This is a genomic window from Bacillus oleivorans, assembly GCF_900207585.1.
Taxonomy (GTDB): domain Bacteria; phylum Bacillota; class Bacilli; order Bacillales; family JC228; genus Bacillus_BF; species Bacillus_BF oleivorans.
Window position 1 is genome coordinate 582,867 of sequence record NZ_OAOP01000002.1, and the last position, 13,090, is coordinate 595,956.

Consider the following 13,090-nt stretch of genomic DNA (forward strand, 5'->3'; position numbering starts at 1 on the left):
TTTCTATAGTTTTTTAGTTTTCAAACACTAGCAAGGCTTTCATTTTTGATTAATTGCATAAACTCGCGCATAAATGACGGAAGGTCTGGCCATGCATGAGCAGATACGAGATTTCCATCCACATAAGATGTGCTTTCAGTCACATATGTGCCACCTGCTATTTCTACACCTGGTTTGCATGCGATATATGCAGTTAATGTTCTTCCTTTTAATACTTCAGGAATGGTTTCGAAAATGAGTGATGCATGGCAAATCGCAGCGATTGGTTTGTTTTCTTCAAAGAAGTGCTTTACAATCGCTTGAACATCTTTATCCAGTCGGATGTACTCTGGAGCACGACCGCCTGGGATTACAAGACCTTCATATTCAGTTGGATCCACTTCACTAAAGGCAGCATTTGCTTCAAGCAAATACCCTAACTTTTCCTCGTATGTACCCCATCCGGTGAAATCATGAACTACCGTTTGTAATTTCTTTTTCTGCGGTGCCGCAATGGTGACGTCAAAGCCTTCCTCAAGTAAGCGGTAATACGGATAAAACACCTCTAAAGCCTCAACTGCATCGCCTGCGAGAATCAATACTTTTTTACTCATAAAGCATCCTCCTCAACATATTTTCGAATCTTTCAATTTCATCATACTGATCTAAAATAAAAAGGGTGTCGAAAATTGTAAACCAACGAAAATTTATTTCATTTTTTGTTACAAGAAGCTAAGTATATGACTATGATATGCTATTAAAAATATAGACAATGTTTGATGTATTAAGTTTTTTTCTTCTTCAAATTTAAATTTAGAAGCTTAAAGGAGCACTTATCTATTTGAATGAGTGCTTTTTATTTGTAAGGATATCATTTTCACAATTTTAAAAATTATATTAAAATAAGAAGGGGGTATCTTTAATCGAAAGGAGATTCACGGTGGAATTAAATTCAAAAACGAATATTGGCGGAAATCATATTTGCTGGGATTTGGAAAAAGGACTATTTGAGTTTGAAGAGCAGGATGCAGTACTGTTCTGGATATCTACTGCAATGAAAACCTTCTTAGATACGATCGAGGAAATCTCGGGTCAAGAAGCCTCAGACTTAGTATTCGAGACTGCAGGATTTCGTCAAGGTCTAGTTGTAGGAAAATTCTTTGAGCAAAAAAAGAATTTAAGTACCACTGAAATTGCACAATCCCTCACAAATACATACGCTTCAGCTGGTTGGGGCCGGTTTCAATTTCATGACTTAAATTATAAGACGAAAACACTTACAGCGCATCTTAAAGACAGTTGGGAACATAAAATTAACGTTGCTCAAGGTAAGAAAAAGGGAACCAACTTTCTTCCGGCTCATTTTGCTGGGGTATTTACAGGATTACTAGGTACAAACATATGGTATAAAGTTTTGCAATATCAGCTTGATGACAAAGAATATAGTATTATCCAATACTTCCCATCTTCTATTAATGTTTCTGATAATATTCATCAGTTAGCAAGAAAGAAAGAATCAGAACAAATCGCACAATTAGAAGCCCTTGTGGAAGAAAAAACAAAGGAATTAAAAGATCTGGTCAAGAAAATTTCATCACCTATTATCCCGGTCCTTGAAAAGATCGTTGTCGTTCCATTGATCGGTACCTACGACGAGGAACGAACGGAAGAACTTATTGCCAAAATATTAGATAAGTTGCCATCTTATAATGCAAATAATCTTATCCTTGATTTAACGGGGTTAGACCAAGATATTAATGAGCATACGGTATCCACAATTGAAAAAGTGAATTCTACTGCTTGTCTAATTGGAATAGAAACGATTCTTGTTGGCATTTCTCCTCAACTGAGCATGGTTATCTCTCAATCAAACATAAATTTAACTCAGTTGAACTGTTTTCAGACGCTGCAGCACGGAATTCATTATGCCCTAGCACAAAGAGGGAGACGGATTATTTAAATAAAGGGGTACAAAATGGGTAGGATAATAATGATTTTTCCTTTGACATATGGTTAAAAATCAAGTATTGTATCATATGGACACGAACATTTTGTGTCACGGGAATATTATTATTCGGATTTAGGGGTGTTTACAGATGGAAAATGTGTTTGATTATGAAGATATTCAATTAATTCCGGCTAAATGTATTGTTAATAGCCGTTCTGAATGTGATACAAGTGTAACATTAGGCGGGCGTACTTTTAAGTTGCCTGTAGTACCCGCCAATATGCAAACGATTATCGACGAAAAAATCGCGATTTACTTGGCTGAAAATGGTTACTTCTATATTATGCATCGCTTCCATCCAGAGAAGCGTGTTGATTTTATTAAAGATATGCATGGCCGTGGGCTATATGCATCTATAAGTGTTGGTGTTAAAGCAGATGAATATGATTTCATTCAGCATTTGGCCGATGAGAAGCTAACACCAGAATATATTACAATCGATATTGCACATGGTCATTCAAATGCTGTCATCGAAATGATTAAACATATTAAAAAACTATTGCCTGAGAGTTTTGTTATTGCTGGAAATGTTGGTACTCCAGAGGCTGTAAGAGAATTAGAATATGCCGGAGCAGATGCGACAAAAGTAGGAATTGGACCTGGAAAGGTATGTATAACTAAGATTAAAACTGGATTCGGAACTGGCGGTTGGCAATTAGCTGCTTTGCGCTGGTGTGCAAAAGCTGCAAGCAAGCCGATCATAGCAGACGGGGGAATCCGTACACATGGAGACATTGCGAAATCCATCAGATTCGGTGCAACAATGGTTATGATTGGATCCTTATTTGCGGGACATGAAGAATCTCCAGGAGAAACGGTCGAAAGAGATGGAAAACTTTACAAAGAATACTTCGGTTCCGCATCTGAGTATCAAAAAGGCGAAAGAAAAAATGTAGAAGGCAAAAAAATATTTGTTGAGCATAGAGGATCGCTGCAAGATACATTAACAGAAATGGAACAAGACCTGCAATCTTCTATCTCTTATGCAGGCGGAAACAAACTAGATGCCCTTCGAAACGTAGACTATGTAGTCGTTAAAAACTCTATTTTCAATGGGGACAGAGTATACTAATATCTTAATTAAAATTTAGCCACGTAAAAAGTATTTTCTTTTTTACGTGGCTATAGTTTTTCGATGATTATAATAGAAGTGTATGGATATTAAATGTTGTATACTTCTTGTTGTAATTTCTTCAAAAAGCAAATTTCTGAAGGATTGGTCTGTTTTATATTCTATTGCTTTTAAATATATAGATACCAATTGCTCATCAGACAATGTTTTGACTGTCATGTAGAATCACCTGTTTTAGGAAATTTGAACTATTCTATGGTAGGGGTATAGGCCTATCATTAAAAATAACAGGGGATTGTGTTTTTTGCAATATAAAAGGGTTAGAAATATCTCCATTCTAGTCCTTTTTATATTGGATCAGATAAATAAATTTCTTCTCGCCAAATGTCCATAGATGACCAACAAATTTACAAGGTCGAATATTTTTTTGAATTTGCAATACCTAATTGATATAAGAAGCTTGAAAGCAGCATATCACATAAAAGCATCCAAAATTCGATAATTATGATATGGAAATATTTTTTTAATCTCTTCTTTAGAATCCTTTCATGTGCTAAGGTGAGAGTATACAGTTAACGATTGTTTTTAATCCAAATCATTGGAAGGTGTCTATAATTGGATATACAGCGAAGGTGGCCAGGATTTATTTTAGTTACTCTAGGTGCAAGTTTTTGGGGAGTAGGCGGAACCGTTGCACAGCGATTGTTTCACGAAGCAAATATATCGGTGGAGTGGCTGGTTTCCATTCGATTGTTAGTGGCCGGGGTATTAATGCTTCTTTTCGCCTTTTTCCTTCAAGATCGAAAGCAAATTTTTAAAATATGGGCAGATAGAAAGACTGCCTTTCAATTAGTTATTTTCGGTTTGCTCGGGATGCTGGCGGTTCAGTATACGTATATGGCCTCCATTAATTTAGGAAATGCTGCGGTAGCCACATTGTTACAATATTTAGCACCTGTTTTTATTTTGTTATATTTAGTATTAGCTAAGGTAAATAAATTAAAAACAAGGGATATTATAGCCGTTATTCTCGCTTTATCAGGAACATTCTTATTGTTAACGAATGGCTCAGCTGGAACATTAGCTGTTCCTACCTCTTCTATACTATGGGGTATTCTCTCAGGGGTTGCCTTGGCGTTTTATACACTGTATGCAGGTAGATTGCTGCAAAGATGGGGCTCGCTGAATATAATCGGTTGGGCAATGATTATTGGCGGGATTGGGATGAGCATCATTCATCCACCCTGGCAATTTGAGACAAGCAACTGGACAATAGAGACATATTTTTACCTAAGCTTTGTTATTTTATTTGGAACGATGCTCGCATTTTGGTTCTACCTTGAAAGTCTCAAGTATTTAAAGCCACAAGAAACTAGTTTATTAGGAACATTAGAACCGCTAGCTGCCATTGTTTCCTCTGTTTTATGGCTGAAGATTTCCTTTGGTATGTATCAATTGGTCGGTACATGTCTGATTCTATCAATGATTCTTTATCTTTCTGTTAGCAAGGAAAAAAAGAAATCGATTAGTGAAGATCGTTCTGTATTAAAAGGTATCGTTTAATTTATTTAAATTGTAAAAGACGTTTTTTTTAGAAAAACGTCTTTTTATTTTGCCATTTTTTAATTTTATGTTTGTTCAATTAAATTATATCAATGTTCGCGTTGAATTTTTAGTCTTTTTCTTTTTTTCGTTATTGTTAAAATTAATAAAAGGAATCAGGGGGATTTGAAATTGATTGATTATCGAATAAGAGAAAACAAAGGTTATTTTGAAAATATGGGTGTTCTTGTGTCAATGCTTGAGCACTCAAGAGCGGTAACTTTACAAGATATTTCTAATTTAAGCCAGTCAGATTTGGATTATTTGCCAGAAGGAAGTTCTAACACTATTGGTGCTTTGTTATTACATATTGCTTCGATCGAATTTGTACATCAAATTATTACATTTGAAAATAGGGATATTAATGATCAAGAGCGTTCGAAGTGGGGAACCGCATTGGAATTGGGAGATAAAGCCAGAGATGAGATTAAGGGTTTATCTCTTGATTATTATTTAGATGTTATATCAACAACTAGGGAGATGACACTGTCATTATTAGCATCTAAAGATGATAATTGGCTGTTTGAAGAAAAGAAATGGGACAATGGAATTCCATATAATCATTACTGGATGTGGTTTCACGTAATGGAAGATGAAATAAATCACCGCGGACAAATTAGAGCAATAAAAAGGCATCTCATAAATAATAGATAGAGTGGTCATTTTAAGAATTGAATTCTTAGGGATTTAGCAAAATAATTTCCTTCGCTTTAACTTCTCTGTTTTCTCTGCTGATCCCTAATAAATCAGAGTGGATGACTCTTACGTAATCTCCTTCTGTAAAGTCATCTATTCTGATTTCATCACCATTTTCGTTCCTGAAGGTTGTTTTTTCTGTGATTTTGACTGTACAAGAATAGCCCTCATCTGTAGAATTTTTACCTCTATTCACTTCATTGGAACAGTCTACTATAAAAGTACTTTCACCCCTAATATCAAGCTTTGCATCAAAGGTATTCAAACCTATGCAGCCTGTTACTGAAAAGCTGATGAAAATAAAAAGAATGAAGCGTTTAATCATGAAGATCACACCTTTTTTTACAATAAACTCCTTTTTCAGAATATATTATATAGCATCATTTGTTATGAAAAAACACAAATTTATAGGAGGATTAACGATGACTACACAAAATATGAAAATACAATTTGAACAAATCGTCAAAAAGTTGAACCCTGAAAATAAATTACTTGATGTTTGGGAGTTAAAAGGCGGTATTTCCGCACAAGTTACCGGGTTAGCAGTATTACAACCCAATGGTCAAATCAAGAAATTGATTGTTCGTCAGCATGGGGATGTAGATTATAAACAGAATCCCAAAATCGCAGCCGATGAATACAAGTTATTAGAAATCCTAAAATCTTATGGTCCACCTGTTCCGAAACCTTACTATCTCGATCAGTCCGGTGAAATATTTACAAGACCCTATATCGTGATGGAGTTTATCGATGGGACCCCGGAAATGAATGACATGAAAATAAAAGAGTTAGCGAGCATTCTTACGAAAATTCATGGTCTCGATTCCTCAAAACAAGATTTATCATTTCTGCCGAAACAAGAAATCAATTTTGAAAAATTGTTAAATAGAGATACCGATAATACTCTTAATCAATGGACGATTCGTGAAATATTGAGGTCTGTATTTCCTTTTCCTAATAAGAATCCTCAGGTTATTCTTCATGGAGATTTTTGGCCAGGGAATACGTTGTGGAAGAATGGAAAGCTAGTTGGGGTTATTGATTGGGAAGATGCCGCGCTAGGGGATCCAATATCCGATTTGGGTAATGGGCGCCTAGAAGTTTTATTTCAATTTGGCATAGAAGCGATGATGGATTTTACTAAACATTATAAAACTTTGATGACCACCTACAATTATACAGACCAGCCATATTGGGATTTATTCGCTGCTTTACGCCTTTCAACCTTTCCGGAGTGGGGATTAGATAAGAATACTGAAAAAACGATGAGAGAAAAACATAAATGGTTTGTGACTCAGGCTTTAGAACAAATAAATTAAGGAGGTCTGTCCCCCCAGTCTCTTACAGAGAAGCAGACCTCGACAATTTTATCTTATTTTAATACATCATGATCGACGTACCGTTCTCCGTTCATTTCGCTGATAACATTAATCGCGACTTTGGCACCGTCTCCAGCTGTGATGATAGTATGAACCGAAACTCCTGCTGCCGTACCGGCTGCCCAGATTCCTGCTTTACTTGTTTTGCCTTTGGCGTCCACGTCAATAATGTTTTTAACGCGTGGTTCTGTACCGGGAACAACCTCTAATCCGCTAGCTTCTGCTAAATCGATGGAATATCCTGTAGCCAATATCACATGTTTGGCTTCATATGTATTTCCTTCAGCTGTTTTTAAAGTGTGAACTCCACCTGCACTTTCAATGACAGCAGCTGTTTCATTTACCCATTCTGCTCCATATTTCTCTGCTTGTTTTTTACCAGTCTCGATTAAATCTGGCCCTGTAATTGATTCAACCCCGTAGTGATTATAAAGCATTGCACGTCTAGTAACTCCTTTATCATTATCAAGCACGAGCGTCTTTTTTCCAGCCTTACTTGTGTAAATAGCTGCGCTTCCTCCAGCAGGACCGCCACCTACAATAATGACATCGTACATTCAAATCTCCTCCAGTCACTCATTATTATTCAAGATTGATGGTACGGGTTTCCCAGTTGAAAGTAAAGGGATTTGCTCTTGTTTAAAGGAGTACAACAATTCAATTAAGCACAATTAAGATTGATGTTTGTCATGTTTCATTATCTCTTGACGATCCAATGCCTGGGGAGGTTCTTCTAAATAGCCATGCTTAATTAAGTAGTCAAGTCCATCTTTGGCAAATAAAGCAATTTCAGCAGACAGTCTCTGATAATTTATTATTAGGTCATATCGCATACTGGCAGTTGATGCTGCCGAATAGTTTCCTTGACCAGTTGCACTTAAAACAGTTAGAAAAAACATCATTAAACGATCAGAGTAGACAGGAAAACTCGAATCCGTTACATAGACAGTACTGGGCATGGCAGGCATAATGTCCGAATTCCTTAGAGCATCAGAAAAGATTTGAATGTGTTTCGCAGATATATTTTTTCCGCGTTCCATATAGTTTCGAACTTCTTTAGATTGAGTGGTTTGAGCAAAAGCTGTACAAACCATCTCTCCAACAGTATTGGTTTTTATGTTCTCAAAAAGATGAGTGATCTCAATCGTATTCAAAATCCTTTTTTGAAAAGGGCTTAAGTATCTCTTTCCTTCAACAAACTCTACTTCCTTTTGAACCTTAATTTGTGGGGAATGTACAAATATCCCTTTGTTTAAGGAAGTTTCTGTACAGGCATTAAATAATTGCATCGTATCCGAAACGGCATCTGTAAATAATGTGCGTATATCTTCTCTAGATGATGCAGCAAGAGAAACTGCATATGCCACCATTCCGGCTTTAAACATCGTTTCAATAAAACTTAATGGAAAAGGATCTATAAAAAGAGGAGGTGCATCCAAATCAACGTCATTCTCATTAAAGCCATAAGGAAGAGGGAGCTTTTCTTCCTCAAAAAGCTGGTAGATATCTTGAACGAGCTTTTTTGTAATATCTATCGCACGTTGAATGATTGCTTTAATCTCTTCATCTTCAGACTTTAAAAGTAAAAAACTTAAGAGTTGGATGGTCATTGTTCCTTGAACATATTGAGTCCAAAGGATTCCAATTTCATTGGCTGTTATATGTACTTTATTCACTATAATGGCCCCCTTCAATTATGTGATATTGTTATATTTTTTCTAAAAATCAAAAGTTTTATGCCGATGTTTTACAAGATTAAAGGCATAAAGTTAAATGAAATACCTGCAGCGAATTCTTTTACCTTTCCGTAATGGATTTATTTTTATAAAATGAGAGTAATAATTATTTTAAAAAAGGTTTTGAGATAATGACTAAACAGCGAGAAGAAATAGAGCGTTTTCCATATCCATTCAAATGTTATTTTAAATAGCTGAAAATGTTTCAAGAAGCAGAGGATCAAACTTTATTAGATGCTTTCCAGCAAGTGGGTGTTAATTCACCTTACTCATGCAAAGTCGGACGCTGCGGAACTTTTGAGCTAAAAATCGTGGAGGGAGAAGCGGAACATACTGATTCTTTCTTAACCGATGAACAAAAAGCAGCTCAAAACACAATACTGACCTGTGTGTCACGGGCAAAAGGGAAATGTATAAAGATTGATTTGTAATAGTTGGTTATGGAAACACCTTGATTTTAAGTTGTTTTTTATTTGTAAGACTCTTGGATCTTATGTTTTAGTCTATTTTCTCTCTTAGAATATTTTCGTTCATCTTAACTATGTTCACTAATTAATTTCTCTACTGCCGGAATATCAGCTGGCGCCCAAACCAATGACAATAAATTCTCCCTTTTAAGCCAAATAAGCTTTGAATGTTCTTTTGTTGTAGGTTCACCTTCTACAATTCGAGCTTTGATACAGAAAAGGGTAATAATAAAGGTCTCGTATTCATGCGTATGTTCGTGGAACAAGTGACTAGTCTCGATTGTACATCCCAATTCCTCGTAAATTTCCCTTTTTATTGCTGCTTTTATATTTTCGTTTGGTTCGATTTTCCCGCCTGGAAATTCCCATTTATTCGGAATCAGCATTTTGGGGGATCTAAGGGCACATAAGATTTCGTTCTGGTCATTTTCAATAATGGCGGCAACTACATTAACTATTTTTTTCAATCGCTTTCACCTCTATTTGTTACCATTATAGTAAATTTCCCTCTTTGAATAAAATTGAAAATCAAGTTTTTATCCAATGATGATTTTTAAAAGAAGTGTTCATTGTTAAATAAAATTCATTAGTTAAGAAAACGATAAAATTATTATGTAAACTAAAAGTTTGTGTAATCTCTAAAAATCTAATTTTTTGATCGTATAGGAAAATAAAATATAATTTTAATTCACTCGATGGATTATTAATTTCTAATTCTAAAACCCTCTCTTATAATAAAAGTAAGATATTAAAAAAGAAAAGGGAGTGATGAACTATGTCAATAAGGGCATTAATCAACATTGATTATACAAATGATTTTGTTGCAGAAGATGGCAGTTTGACATGTGGAAAACCTGGCAGAGATATAGAAAGTGAGATTACACAAATCACTCGAGATTTCATCACAAATGGACATTATGTTGTGTTTGCTATTGATAGACATGAAGAAAAAGATGATTTTCATCCTGAATCAAAACTTTTTCCTTCCCATAATATTGCTGGAACGGCAGGAAGAAATTTATTTGGGGAAATAGATCGAGTTTTTCATCAAAACAAGGAAAAAGAAAATGTGTACTGGATCGATAAAACCAGATACTCGGCATTTGCAGGTACTGATTTAGAGATTAAATTAAGGGAAAGAAATATAAGTGAAGTTCATTTAGTTGGTGTTTGCACGGATATTTGTGTGCTTCATACAGCGGTCGACGCATATAATAAAGGTTTTAAAATCGTCGTTCACGAAAAGGCAGTGGCAAGCTTTAATCAAGCCGGTCATGAATGGGCATTGGGCCATTTTAAAGGTTCCTTAGGGGCAGAAGTGATTTAAATATTTTAATAAAACAAATGAAAAAAGACGCTCTTTACAGGAGCGTCTTTTGCATTAAGAACAAATGTTCGTTTTGTGAGACAGTCAAATTAAGAGATGGGTAATCTCAATAATCTTATTATTAGTATAAATCAAAATTAATTATAAGTCTATACTTACTATTCAAAATATTCTATCGTATAGATACCTGGCCGGGAAGTATTGTAAATGTTTACTGAAAGACATTTACCGATGAAAAGAGGGAAGTTTTTTGAAGATCCGTGTATGGGATACGAATTTAAAAATCCGATTAATAGGGGAAGGTCTGTTTAATTTGTTGTATTGGATGTACTTTCCCTTTATTACTGTCTATTTTAGTGAGGAGATAGGCAATCAGATGGCAGGATTGTTGATGTCTATTCCGCCCCTAATTGGAATGCTTGGTAACATGGTCGGAGGAGATTTAACGGATAGATTTGGACGTCGGTCTGTAATGTTACTTGGTTCATTGATTAAGACGGTGATGTTTGCGATTTTTGCTCTTTCTCATTCCCATTGGCTTGATTATTTGGCATTTATTGGCGTTGGATTTGGGAATGCCCTTTATGGTCCAGCTAGTCATGCGATGGTAGCAGATCTTGTACCAGAGAATGAACGAAAGCAGGTTTTTGCGACATTTATTACGGCTAATAATATTGGAGCTGTATTAGGACCAGCATTAGGGGCGTTTTTTTTCTTCCACTATCGAAGTGAACTACTATGGATCTGTACTATTGTCATGCTGCTTTATTCCATTGCGATATTTACAAAAATCAATGAAACACTGCCGGATTATATTAAAAAGGATGGTCAGACCAAAACAACAATCTCATTAATAAAGGAACAATGGCAAAGCTATAAAATTATCTTATTAGATAAAACCTTTTTTCTTTATTTATTGGCAGGTGTCTTTGCGATCATAACAATTATGCAATTGGATCTGTATCTTGCTGTTTATGTAACTAGTCATGTGCCTTCTCAGCCGCTTCTTTTATGGAGAGAATGGTCGATTTTTCTCTCGAGCACAGAAATCCTTGGTTGGATCCTGGGGTTTAATGGGCTTCTGTTTGTCTTATTTGTTCTCCCGGTGACAAAATGGCTTAAAGGCTGGAGAGATCGTGATGTACTCATTCTTTCATCGATTTTGTCGGGAGCGGGAATGTTTGCAGTTGGATTAACGTCAAACATTTGGTGCTTATTTTTGATTACAATTGTATTTACGTTTGGGGAAATTATACGTTCTCCAGTGATTAATAATTTTGTCAGCTCGTATGCTCCTGTTGAGGCAAGAGGGAGGTATATGGGGGCATCCAATTTACAATATACTATTGGGAGATTCTTGGCGCCTATTACAGTTTTCCTTTCTGCTTGGATACCGCCAATAGGTATTTTTAGTTTTATATTGATTTGTGCTTTTATAAGTGTGTATTTCTATTTTAAGGTTTTTAAAAGGATGGAAGTTACTCAAAAGGAAAAGTCGGTATCTCCTTTTTAAAGGGATACCGACTTTTAAACTTATCGTAATGCGTCATCCATTTACACTCTGTACTTGGATCTTTCCAAATTTCGTAAAATATAAAACTAGAGAAATAGTAACTGACAGAGCAGAGGCTATATAAATACTGCTGTAATTAAATAAATAAGCGATTTGGCCAAAAGTAATGGCGCCAATCCCTACACCTAAATCAAAAGAAGAGAAGAAGGTGGCATTTGCCATTCCTCTCCGATTCACTTCAGCCGATTGAACAGCCCAGGCTTGCAGAGCAGGCTGGATACTGCCAAAACCAAATCCATATAAAACTGCAGCCAGGTAGAGAATAAAGCTATTAGGCAGCCATGCCAGTAAGAACATCGCTATTAGTATAAGTCCTGTACCAAATGGAAAAACTGCACGATGACCTTTTTGGTCGTAAATTCTTCCTGCAAAAGTTCTGGTTACCATAAGTGCTAACGCATACAAAAGAAAATACCATTGGATCCCTTGAATTCCTTTTTCTAAAGCATAAATAGGCAAGAAGCTGGCGACTCCTCCAAAAGTGATGGTAATAAAAAAGATTAGGATAGAAGGAGGTAATGCTGACTTTTCATAGAGGTCCCATTTTTTAATAGGTGAGGTGATTTTTTCAGCTTTTCGATAATTAATCTTCAGAGACAACAAAAGTGAAATCAATCCGAGGCCGGCACAGATTAAAAAAAGCTGAGTAAATGAGATATGACCTGCTAGGGTTAAGCCTAGGGTTGGGCCAAGTGCAAGCGAGAGATTCCCGAATAAACCGTAAAAGCCCATTCCTTCACCGCGTCTACTGGCAGGAATTATATCTGTCGCGATCGTTCCGGAGGCAGTTGTTGAAAATCCAAATCCGATTCCCTGAAAAATTCTTAATATAAATAGAAACACCAGACTTGGTATAAGACCAAACATACCAATTGTAACAGTGAAGATAGAAAGCCCCAATATGTATATAAACCCTCTGCCTTTAGAGTCTAGTGCATGCCCGGCATAGGGTCTTATGAGAAGGGCAGAAAAGGCAAATATTCCAACGATAAAACCGATTAGCCGGTCACTGCCGCCTAACGTTTCCACATATAATGGAATCGTTGGCAAAGTCATTTGAAAAGACAGAAAAATAAAAAAATTAGATATGCAAATCAAGAAAAAATCTTTCGTCCAAATCCGTTCCTTGCTGTTAGTTGCTCTAGGAGCCTCTTTCGATAAGGGAACACTCATAATGAACTCCTCTCAAGGATGACCTTAATTTTAGTAAGAATACTTGCATATATTTTACAAAAAAATTTAGGGAATAGA

The 13,090-nt window shown here is 35.9% G+C and carries 15 protein-coding genes; 8 read left to right on the plus strand and 7 right to left on the minus strand.

Going from position 1 to position 13,090, the window contains the following annotated elements:
• Positions 1-20: 20 nt before the first annotated feature.
• Positions 21-593: a DJ-1/PfpI family protein gene (locus CRO56_RS06485; protein WP_097157792.1), complete on the minus strand. Its 573-nt coding sequence runs from the start codon at positions 591-593 to the stop codon at positions 21-23.
• Positions 594-919: 326 nt separating this feature from the next.
• On the opposite strand from CRO56_RS06485, the gene CRO56_RS06490 reads away from it, so the two are divergent.
• Together CRO56_RS06490 and guaC are read left to right on the plus strand one after the other, a co-directional pair.
• The gene (locus tag CRO56_RS06490) at positions 920-1,939 is read left to right on the plus strand and encodes an STAS domain-containing protein (protein ID WP_097157793.1); all 1,020 of its coding nucleotides are present in this window, start codon (positions 920-922) and stop codon (positions 1,937-1,939) included.
• A 136-nt stretch (positions 1,940-2,075) separates the two neighbouring features.
• Positions 2,076-3,059: a GMP reductase gene (guaC, locus tag CRO56_RS06495; RefSeq protein WP_097157794.1), complete on the plus strand. Its 984-nt coding sequence runs from the start codon at positions 2,076-2,078 to the stop codon at positions 3,057-3,059.
• Between the two features lie 42 nt (positions 3,060-3,101).
• Here the strand turns inward: guaC and CRO56_RS23600 are convergent, their stop codons facing one another.
• A complete protein-coding gene (locus CRO56_RS23600; protein WP_097157795.1) occupies positions 3,102-3,278 on the minus strand; it encodes a sporulation histidine kinase inhibitor Sda in 177 nt (58 codons plus the stop codon).
• A 396-nt stretch (positions 3,279-3,674) separates the two neighbouring features.
• Here CRO56_RS23600 and CRO56_RS06505 point away from each other — a divergent pair, with 396 nt between their 5' ends.
• Both CRO56_RS06505 and CRO56_RS06510 read left to right on the plus strand, forming a co-directional pair.
• Complete coding sequence (locus CRO56_RS06505; RefSeq protein ID WP_097157796.1) at positions 3,675-4,622, plus strand: DMT family transporter; 948 nt, start codon at positions 3,675-3,677, stop codon at positions 4,620-4,622.
• Positions 4,623-4,793: 171 nt separating this feature from the next.
• A complete protein-coding gene (locus CRO56_RS06510; protein ID WP_097157797.1) occupies positions 4,794-5,315 on the plus strand; it encodes a DinB family protein in 522 nt (173 codons plus the stop codon).
• Positions 5,316-5,340: 25 nt separating this feature from the next.
• On the opposite strand, the gene CRO56_RS06515 is transcribed toward CRO56_RS06510, so the two are convergent.
• Positions 5,341-5,682, minus strand: coding sequence for a hypothetical protein (locus CRO56_RS06515; protein WP_097157798.1), 342 nt, complete (start codon positions 5,680-5,682; stop codon positions 5,341-5,343).
• 97 nt (positions 5,683-5,779) lie between these two features.
• Between CRO56_RS06515 and CRO56_RS06520 the strand changes: the two genes are divergently transcribed.
• Complete coding sequence (locus CRO56_RS06520) at positions 5,780-6,676, plus strand: phosphotransferase family protein (protein WP_245855612.1); 897 nt, start codon at positions 5,780-5,782, stop codon at positions 6,674-6,676.
• A gap of 53 nt (positions 6,677-6,729) precedes the next feature.
• Here the strand turns inward: CRO56_RS06520 and CRO56_RS06525 are convergent, their stop codons facing one another.
• Together CRO56_RS06525 and CRO56_RS06530 are read right to left on the minus strand one after the other, a co-directional pair.
• Positions 6,730-7,293, minus strand: a complete 564-nt coding sequence (locus CRO56_RS06525; RefSeq protein WP_097157799.1) for an FAD-dependent oxidoreductase — start codon at positions 7,291-7,293, stop codon at positions 6,730-6,732.
• 114 nt (positions 7,294-7,407) lie between these two features.
• Positions 7,408-8,412, minus strand: coding sequence for a DUF3231 family protein (locus tag CRO56_RS06530; protein WP_179714194.1), 1,005 nt, complete (start codon positions 8,410-8,412; stop codon positions 7,408-7,410).
• 260 nt (positions 8,413-8,672) lie between these two features.
• Between CRO56_RS06530 and CRO56_RS06535 the strand changes: the two genes are divergently transcribed.
• Positions 8,673-8,903, plus strand: coding sequence for a 2Fe-2S iron-sulfur cluster-binding protein (locus CRO56_RS06535; RefSeq protein ID WP_097157801.1), 231 nt, complete (start codon positions 8,673-8,675; stop codon positions 8,901-8,903).
• A gap of 104 nt (positions 8,904-9,007) precedes the next feature.
• Here the strand turns inward: CRO56_RS06535 and CRO56_RS06540 are convergent, their stop codons facing one another.
• Positions 9,008-9,406: a (deoxy)nucleoside triphosphate pyrophosphohydrolase gene (locus tag CRO56_RS06540; RefSeq protein WP_097157802.1), complete on the minus strand. Its 399-nt coding sequence runs from the start codon at positions 9,404-9,406 to the stop codon at positions 9,008-9,010.
• Between the two features lie 308 nt (positions 9,407-9,714).
• On the opposite strand from CRO56_RS06540, the gene CRO56_RS06545 reads away from it, so the two are divergent.
• Together CRO56_RS06545 and CRO56_RS06550 are read left to right on the plus strand one after the other, a co-directional pair.
• A complete protein-coding gene (locus CRO56_RS06545) occupies positions 9,715-10,266 on the plus strand; it encodes a cysteine hydrolase family protein (RefSeq protein ID WP_097157803.1) in 552 nt (183 codons plus the stop codon).
• A gap of 250 nt (positions 10,267-10,516) precedes the next feature.
• Positions 10,517-11,779, plus strand: a complete 1,263-nt coding sequence (locus CRO56_RS06550) for an MDR family MFS transporter (protein ID WP_097157804.1) — start codon at positions 10,517-10,519, stop codon at positions 11,777-11,779.
• Positions 11,780-11,812: 33 nt separating this feature from the next.
• On the opposite strand, the gene CRO56_RS06555 is transcribed toward CRO56_RS06550, so the two are convergent.
• The gene (locus CRO56_RS06555; protein ID WP_097157805.1) at positions 11,813-13,012 is read right to left on the minus strand and encodes an MFS transporter; all 1,200 of its coding nucleotides are present in this window, start codon (positions 13,010-13,012) and stop codon (positions 11,813-11,815) included.
• Positions 13,013-13,090 lie beyond the last annotated feature (78 nt).

What these genes read in the sequence shown, in the direction of transcription:
- guaC (WP_097157794.1), top strand. Translation starts at nt 2,076, where the DNA reads ATGGAAAATGTGTTTGATTATGAAGATATTCAATTAATTCCGGCTAAA.
- CRO56_RS06485 (WP_097157792.1), bottom strand. Translation starts at nt 593, where the DNA reads ATGAGTAAAAAAGTATTGATTCTCGCAGGCGATGCAGTTGAGGCTTTA.
- CRO56_RS23600 (WP_097157795.1), bottom strand. Translation starts at nt 3,278, where the DNA reads ATGACAGTCAAAACATTGTCTGATGAGCAATTGGTATCTATATATTTA.
- CRO56_RS06555 (WP_097157805.1), bottom strand. Translation starts at nt 13,012, where the DNA reads ATGAGTGTTCCCTTATCGAAAGAGGCTCCTAGAGCAACTAACAGCAAG.
- CRO56_RS06515 (WP_097157798.1), bottom strand. Translation starts at nt 5,682, where the DNA reads ATGATTAAACGCTTCATTCTTTTTATTTTCATCAGCTTTTCAGTAACA.
- CRO56_RS06525 (WP_097157799.1), bottom strand. Translation starts at nt 7,293, where the DNA reads ATGTACGATGTCATTATTGTAGGTGGCGGTCCTGCTGGAGGAAGCGCA.
- CRO56_RS06535 (WP_097157801.1), top strand. Translation starts at nt 8,673, where the DNA reads ATGTTTCAAGAAGCAGAGGATCAAACTTTATTAGATGCTTTCCAGCAA.
- CRO56_RS06520 (WP_245855612.1), top strand. Translation starts at nt 5,780, where the DNA reads ATGACTACACAAAATATGAAAATACAATTTGAACAAATCGTCAAAAAG.
- CRO56_RS06545 (WP_097157803.1), top strand. Translation starts at nt 9,715, where the DNA reads ATGTCAATAAGGGCATTAATCAACATTGATTATACAAATGATTTTGTT.